The organism is Sandarakinorhabdus sp., from assembly GCF_031430775.1.
GTDB lineage: Bacteria > Pseudomonadota > Alphaproteobacteria > Sphingomonadales > Sphingomonadaceae > Sandarakinorhabdus.
In genome coordinates this window covers 1-5,164 of the sequence record NZ_JANPCD010000070.1, presented here as the reverse complement: position 1 = coordinate 5,164, position 5,164 = coordinate 1, and the positions used below count along the sequence as shown (strand labels likewise).

Here is a 5,164-nt window from a genome sequence, read left to right as displayed (position 1 = left end):
ACAACGCCGCCCAACCGGTCGGCGCAGTTCCAGCGCGGCAAGATGGTCGGCACGATGATCGACGAACTCACCGCAGAGCCCTGAGTTTACGGCCTAGTTGTTGACCTGCCGCTTGAAGAACGGCGGAATATCGACATCATCGACCTTGGGCGCATCGACCTGCGGTTCCGGCGCCAGGGTCTGGACATTGTGGCGCGGCTTGCTGCCGCGCGACAGGCCCATCATCTTTTCGAACAGGGTCAGGGCGCGTTCTTCCTCGGCCATCACCGGCGCTGGTTCAGGCACGGATGCAGGCGCGGCTGGCGCGATCGGCTGTGCAGCGACAGGCACGGGTGCCGGGCTGGGCGTGAACCGGAACCCGCTGGCCGGCAGCGGCTCGTCGACCCGCTCGGCAGCCAGGGCCAGATCGATGTCCTCGAAATCGTCTTCGGATGCGTCGGCCATCTGGTCTGCCGCCGTGGGCGCAGTCGGCTGGGGCAGTTCCGCCGGGGCTGGCACCTCGGCCACCGGCTCAGGCGCTGCGAGCGGCGCAACAACGGGCGGCGGCAGCGGCGAAAAGATCGACTGCTGGGCCGCAAACATCGATTCGGACCGACTGGTGCGCGCCGGTGCAGCGGCGGGACGGGTGGCGGCATCGATGCCGGTGGCCACCACCGACACGCGCATCACGCCGTTCAGGTCCGGGTTGAAGGCGCTGCCGACAATGATGTTGCATTCCGGATCGACCATGTCGCGGATGTGCGTGGCCGCTTCATCGACTTCCATGAGGCGCAGGTCTTCGCCGCCGGTGATGTTGATGATGACGCCCTTGGCGCCGCGCATCGACACTTCGTCCAGCAGCGGGTTGGCAATGGCCTTTTCGGCCGCCTCGATGGCACGGCGTTCGCCCGATGCTTCGCCGGTGCCCATCATCGCCTTGCCCATTTCGGACATGACGGTGCGGATATCGGCAAAATCCAGATTGATCAGGCCGGGCATGATCATCAGGTCGGTGATGCCGCGCACACCCTGGTGCAGCACCTGGTCGGCCATGGCGAACGCGTCCTTGAAGGTCGTGTTGGCATTGGCGATCAGGAACAGGTTCTGGTTGGGAATGATGATCAGCGTGTCGACATGCTTTTGCAGCTCGGCAATGCCTTCGTCGGCCGATCGCATGCGCTTGTTGCCTTCGAAGCTGAACGGCTTGGTGACGACACCAACGGTCAATATGCCCTTTTCCCGGGCGGCGCGGGCCACAACGGGCGCGGCGCCGGTGCCGGTGCCGCCGCCCATGCCGGCGGCGATGAAGCACATGTGCGCGCCTTCCAGCGCATGTTCGATCTGCTCAAGGGTTTCCTCGGCTGCGGCGCGGCCGATCTCGGGACGGGCGCCGGCGCCAAGGCCCTGCGTGATCTTGAGGCCAAGCTGGATGCGCGTGGCTGCCGGGCTGGTCGCCAGCTGCTGGGCATCGGTGTTGGCGACAATGAATTCGACACCCATCAGATCGGCGGCGATCATGTTGGCAACAGCGTTACAGCCCGCGCCGCCGACGCCGATCACCGTGATGCGCGGTTTCAGCTCGGTCAGCTCAGGCTTTGCGAATTCCAGCATCTCGTGTCTCCCTCACGGCCAACATACTATACGTCGTGCGAATCGGTGGGAAGCGGCTTCACAGCCCGCCCCGCAATTTTTCGATCAAATTTGCAATCTTTCCTGACCCGGTGCTCGGCTGCGGCACGGCGCGCGGGCCGGCGTGCCAGATATCGCCCCGTTCCTGCGCTGCAAACAGCACCAGCCCGGCCAAAGTCGCAACGGCGGGTCCGCCCTGCGCCGGCGGCAGCCCCGTCAGCCCGCGCGGCCGCCCGATGCGGACATTGCGGCCCAGCGCGCCCGCAGCAAAATCGGCAATGCCGCGCAATTCGGCGCCGCCGCCCGTCAGCACCACCTGCCGCGCCTGCGGCCCGGAAAAGCCCTGGCCGTCCAGCGCGCGCGCCACTTCGCGAAACAGCAGGTCGAGCCGGTGCCGGATGACTCCGATGATCTGGGCCTTGGGCACCCGCAGCGGTTCGGCATGGCCATCGTCGGACACGGGCGGAATTTCCACTGCCTCATGGTTGTCCTTGGGCACTGCCATGGCGGCGCCGTCCAGCGCTTTGAGCCGTTCGGCAACGCTGCGCCGCGTCGCGAACGCGGCCGCCAGGTCGGTGGTGATGTCGTTGGCGCCCATCGGAATCGCCGCGACACCCACCAGCATGCCGAACCTGTGCACCGCGACCGTGGTGACCCCTGCACCAATCTCCACCAGCGCCACGCCGACATCGCATTCTTCGCTGTGCAGCACCGACAGGCTGGCCGCCAGCGGCGCCGCCACCAGCGTTTCCAGGCCCAGATGCGCCTGCCGAATGGCGCGGTCGAGGTTCTTCAGCGGCGGTGTATCGGCGGCGACGACGTGAATATCCATGCCGAGCCGGTCGGCGTGAAAGCCGATGGGGCTTTCCACGCCGGCCTGGCCGTCAAGGGTGTAGAGGGCGGGCTGGGCATGAACGACGGTCTTGTTGCCCGGATTGATCCGCGCCCGGCCCTCGTCGCGCAGCGTTGCCATGTCGGCGCTGGTGATACTGGCCCCGGCAATGTCGATTTCCACCGATACCACGGTGCTGGTCAGGTTTCCGGCCGAAATCGAGGCATAGACGCGGTCAAGCTGTTGGCCGGCGGCGCGTTCGGCCTGGTCCATGGCGCCGCGAATGGCGGCCTCGGTCTTGTCGAAATCAGTGACCAGCCCGCGCCGCAGCCCGAAACACGGTTTTTGGCCGGTGCCGATGACGCGCGGCTCGCCATCTGGTCCTATGAGCGCGATCAGCGCCGCGACCTTGGAAGTGCCGACATCCAGCACGGCGACCAAGCGTTCGCCGCCAGCCTTGGCGGTCAGCGGCAATCGCGAGGGGATACGCACGGCCATCAGATATCCTTTGCCGCGGCGCTGGCCCGCGCCTGTTCCGCCGCCGCCTTGGACTGGGCCGCCAGCTGCTCGGCCACTGCCGGTCCGGCAACGACCATGCGGCCGGGCAATCGCATGTCGAACCGCACGAACCTGCCGCCCAGCAGCCGGTCGCTGCCCTGGCTGTCCAGCCGTGCAAAGGTCTTGAGCGCGCGCGCCGCCGCCTGCGGGGTGTCGGGCAGCGCCAATGTCTCGCCGGTCTTGAATTTCAGGTCCCAGCGCCGCCCGCCCACCAGCACGGCAGCATCGACGTCCTTGGCCAGCGGACTGTCGGCCATCAACGCCAGTGCCTCGCGCACCCGCAGATTGGCGCCCGGCCCGATGACGATGGGCAGATCGTTGAAGCGCACCAATCCCTGAGTTGTCAACGGCTTGCCGGTCAGGTCGATGGCCGCCAGCCGCTGCTTGTACTGCCACAGCGCCACCGGCCGGCGTTCGGTGATGTCGATGACCAGAGTGTCGGGCAGGCGCCGGCCGACACTGGCGTCGGCAACCCAGTCCAGCGCCTTCAGCCGGGTGCGGATGGCCTCCAGGTCGGCGGCCAGCATGGCGTTGGACGTGCCGGTCAGTACGGCCTCGTACACCGCCAGCCGGGGCTGTTCGCGCGTGCCATGCACTTCGACATGCCGCACCTCATAGCCCGATGCCGCTGTCCACAGCACGAAATCCCGGCCCATGCGCTGCGGCACGCCGGCCAGCGCCGCGATGACGCCGGCGGCCAGCAGCGCGAGCGCGAGGACCGCGATCACAACCCGGCGGCGCAGCACGGTCGCTCCCACCGGCAAGGTGATGCGCGCCGGCTGCGGCGCTGCGCGCTTCTTCGGACGGGGCGCTGCTGCGCCGCGCTTGAGCACGGCCGCCGTCATGAGGTTGTGGCCGCATCACTGGTGCCCTGCACCAGGGCCGCATCGATAATGCGCTGCACCAGCTGCGCATAGGACATGCCGCAATGCCTGGCCTGTTCCGGCACGAGGCTGAGCGGCGTCATCCCCGGCTGGGTGTTGACTTCGAGCAGGAACAGCCCGGCCATGCCCTGCGCTGGATCCCAGCGAAAATCGCTGCGCGACGTGCCCTTGCAGCCCAATGCGACATGCGAATCCAGCGCCAGTTTCAGGCACGCCGCCGCAATGTCGTTCGGCAGCTGTGCCGGGCATTCATGCACCGTCATGCCATCGGTGTATTTGGCGTCATAATCATAAAAGCCCTTGACCGGCTTCAGCTCGGTCACCGCCAGCGGCCATGGTCCATGAGGGCCGTCCAGCACCGCGACCGTCAATTCCTTGCCGGCAATGAACGGCTCGGCCAGCAGCGTGTCGAAGTCCTGCCATGGTCCCGCCGCGCCGCGTGCAATCGGCTGGCCATAGTTGCTGTCATCGGTGACGATGGCGACACCGACCGACGAGCCCTCGTTGATGGGCTTGAGGACATAGGGCCGGGGCAGCGGGTCGCCGGCATACAGGCTTTCCGACGTCACCACCGTGCCGGCCGGCATCGGAATGCCGCGCGGCACCAGCAGCATCTTGGTCAGTTCCTTGTCGATGGCGATCACCGAAGTGGCCAGCCCGCTATGGGTATAACGCAGCCCCATCAGATCCAGCAGCCCCTGTACGCTGCCATCCTCGCCGGGCGTGCCGTGCAGTGCGTTGAACACCACGTCGGGCGCCGCAGCGGCCAGCACCTGCGCCACGTCGCGGCCCATGTCGATTTCGGCGACGTCATGGCCCAGCTCGCGGCACGCCTGCGCAATGCCGCGCCCGGAGGTCAGCGACACCTCGCGCTCGGCGGACCAGCCGCCCATCAGCACCGCAACCTTCATGGCGCCACCTGCGCCGGCACGGCCACGCGCCCGACGCGCTGGATTTCCCATTCCAGCATCACGCCGGCATGGCGCGCCACATGCGCGCGCACCAGTTCGCCCAGCGCCTCGATGTCGGCGCTGGTGGCGCGGTGGCTGTTGATGAGGAAATTCGTGTGCTTTTCGCTGACTTCGGCGCCGCCCACCCTAAGCCCCCGGCAGCCGGCACGGTCGACCAGTTCCCAGGCCTTGCCGCCCGGCGGGTTCTTGAAGGTGGAGCAGCCGGTGCGGGTGCGCAGCGGCTGGCTGGCCTCGCGCGCCGCCGCGATACGGTCCATCTCGGCCTGGATCACGGCCTTGTCACCGGGTGTGCCGCGCAGTGTGGCCGACAC

Annotated in this window: 4 protein-coding genes and 1 pseudogene; all 5 read right to left on the bottom strand. The window is 67.6% G+C overall.

Going from position 1 to position 5,164, the window contains the following annotated elements; translation table 11 throughout:
* Positions 1-93: 93 nt before the first annotated feature.
* A complete protein-coding gene (gene ftsZ, locus RMQ73_RS03705; RefSeq protein WP_310496679.1) occupies positions 94-1,590 on the bottom strand; it encodes a cell division protein FtsZ in 1,497 nt (498 codons plus the stop codon).
* A 58-nt stretch (positions 1,591-1,648) separates the two neighbouring features.
* Positions 1,649-2,938 (bottom strand): cell division protein FtsA, encoded by a 1,290-nt coding sequence (gene ftsA, locus RMQ73_RS03700; protein WP_310496678.1) that lies wholly within the window; start codon positions 2,936-2,938, stop codon positions 1,649-1,651.
* Positions 2,938-3,843 (bottom strand): FtsQ-type POTRA domain-containing protein, encoded by a 906-nt coding sequence (locus tag RMQ73_RS03695; protein ID WP_310496677.1) that lies wholly within the window; start codon positions 3,841-3,843, stop codon positions 2,938-2,940. Before RMQ73_RS03695 ends, ftsA begins: the two co-directional genes overlap by 1 nt.
* A complete protein-coding gene (locus RMQ73_RS03690; RefSeq protein WP_310496676.1) occupies positions 3,840-4,793 on the bottom strand; it encodes a D-alanine--D-alanine ligase in 954 nt (317 codons plus the stop codon). The genes RMQ73_RS03695 and RMQ73_RS03690 overlap by 4 nt, the downstream gene beginning before the upstream one ends.
* Positions 4,790-5,164 (bottom strand): annotated as a pseudogene (locus RMQ73_RS03685) (UDP-N-acetylenolpyruvoylglucosamine reductase); the annotation flags it as partial. The gene RMQ73_RS03690 and the pseudogene RMQ73_RS03685, both read right to left, overlap by 4 nt.

Coding starts and splice junctions, on each gene's coding strand:
- ftsZ (WP_310496679.1), bottom strand. CDS start 1,590: ATGCTGGAATTCGCAAAGCCTGAGCTGACCGAGCTGAAACCGCGCATC.
- ftsA (WP_310496678.1), bottom strand. CDS start 2,938: ATGGCCGTGCGTATCCCCTCGCGATTGCCGCTGACCGCCAAGGCTGGC.
- RMQ73_RS03695 (WP_310496677.1), bottom strand. CDS start 3,843: ATGACGGCGGCCGTGCTCAAGCGCGGCGCAGCAGCGCCCCGTCCGAAG.
- RMQ73_RS03690 (WP_310496676.1), bottom strand. CDS start 4,793: ATGAAGGTTGCGGTGCTGATGGGCGGCTGGTCCGCCGAGCGCGAGGTG.